General features: G+C 63.0%; 2 protein-coding genes. Both read left to right on the forward strand.

What is annotated here, in order from left to right; all coding sequences use genetic code 11:
• The coding region (pilN, locus tag ACVLVH_RS24125) for a PilN family type IVB pilus formation outer membrane protein (protein ID WP_498950465.1) at positions 1-1,270 on the forward strand (1,270 nt) is incomplete at its 5' end.
• Positions 1,271-1,279: 9 nt separating this feature from the next.
• Positions 1,280-1,638 (forward strand): type 4b pilus protein PilO2 (pilO2, locus tag ACVLVH_RS24130; RefSeq protein ID WP_498950467.1); only part of this gene is annotated, 359 nt, incomplete at its 3' end.

Here is a 1,638-nt window from a genome sequence, read left to right on the forward strand (position 1 = left end):
TGGTGGCCGGACAGAAAAAATGCCCGGTCCATTGCCGGCTCCCGATGCCAGCGGCATGGTGCCGCTGGCCGCTATGGGCCAGACCAGCAGTCAGCCGGTCACGGTGCAGCAGGGCGACGGCGGACTGCGCGGCGTCAGCTGGAACGGATCGCTCAGCGGGCTGCTGGACAACGTGACCACGCGGCTTGGCCTGTCGTGGCGCTACGAGTACGGGCACATCGCCATCTTCTGGCTCGATACGCGCAACTTCGCCATTAACTTTATGGACAGTGACGCGAGCTTTGAATCAAAGACCGTCAGCGGTACCACGTCTTCTGCCGGCACGAGCGGTAACAGCAGCGGAGGTAATAAGGGCGACAACAGCACCAGCCAGACCACGACGGCGACCATTAAGTCCAACATCTTTAAGGACGTGGAAACCACGGTGAAGTCAATGCTGACGCCGGGCTCAGGGCGCCTTAACCTCTCCGCCGGCGTGCTGACGGTTACCGATACGCCTCGCGTGCTCGACGCCATCGGCCGCTACATTGACGACCGTAACCGCGAGCTTAACCGCCAGGTGATGATTTCGGTAAAGGTGTTCAGCGTGGAGAACCGCCATCAGAACCAGCCGGGCATCGACTGGAACGCGGTTCTCAACACCGGCAGCGTCGGCCTGTCGCTGACGAGCCCGTTCACAGGGGCCGCTTCTGACGCGCTAAGCGGCGGCGTGGCCATTCTGGACGGCAAAGGTGAGGGGACGCAGACGTTTCTGAAGGCGCTGGACGAGCAGGCGAAACTCAGCGTGCTGACCACAGCCTCGGCGCTGACAACGAACCTTTCTGCCGTCCCGATTCAGAACGCGCTGCAACAGGACTATGTGCCGAGCATCAGCACCAGCCAGACGCCGAACGTCGGGACCAGCACCTCAATCACCACGGCGACCATCACCACCGGCTTTAACATGACTGCGCTGCCCTTCCTGATGCCGAACTCGCCGAAGATGCAGCTGGAGTTTTCTATCAGCATGTCTGACGACCCAACGTTCAAAGACTTCACCTCCGGCGGGCAGAACGCGCAGCTGGCCAAAACCAATCTGAAAACCACGACACAGCGCGTGATCATGCAGTCCGGCCAGACGCTGGTGCTGAGCGGCTATGAGCAGCTCAGCGATTCGGCTAACCGGCAGGGCACAGGGAACTACAGCTTCTTTGGTCTGGGCGGCGGGGCGCGCGGTGACGACAGCCGCCGCATGTTCATCATCCTCGTAACGCCCGTCGTGCTGGGATAAGGAGGCTTTATGACGTCTGAACTGACGCAGCCCGGAGTCAGCGTGGTCCCCTCCGGGAAACACGCGCTGATTGCCGGCCTGCACTGGCAGTGGGTGTCGGTACGCGGGCGCCGGCGCATGCGCATTGAGGCCCGTGACCAGCTCGCGAGCCACTGGCTGGCGCTGCCCGCCGGTACGGCCGATGAGCCCGCCACCTGGCTGGGCACGCTTGCCGACGACACGGTCGTTCTTCCCAAAGGTAAGCGGCCAGCTTCGCTCGCTGCGGCGCTGCTTGGAAGCGTGCCCGCCGACTGCTGGGGCATCTTTCTGCTTCCCGGCGGAAGGTACTGGTTTATGGCGGTCACCGGCGGTCACCCTTCGCCTTACGG

The sequence above is a fragment of the Kluyvera sp. 1366 genome (genome assembly GCF_054823405.1).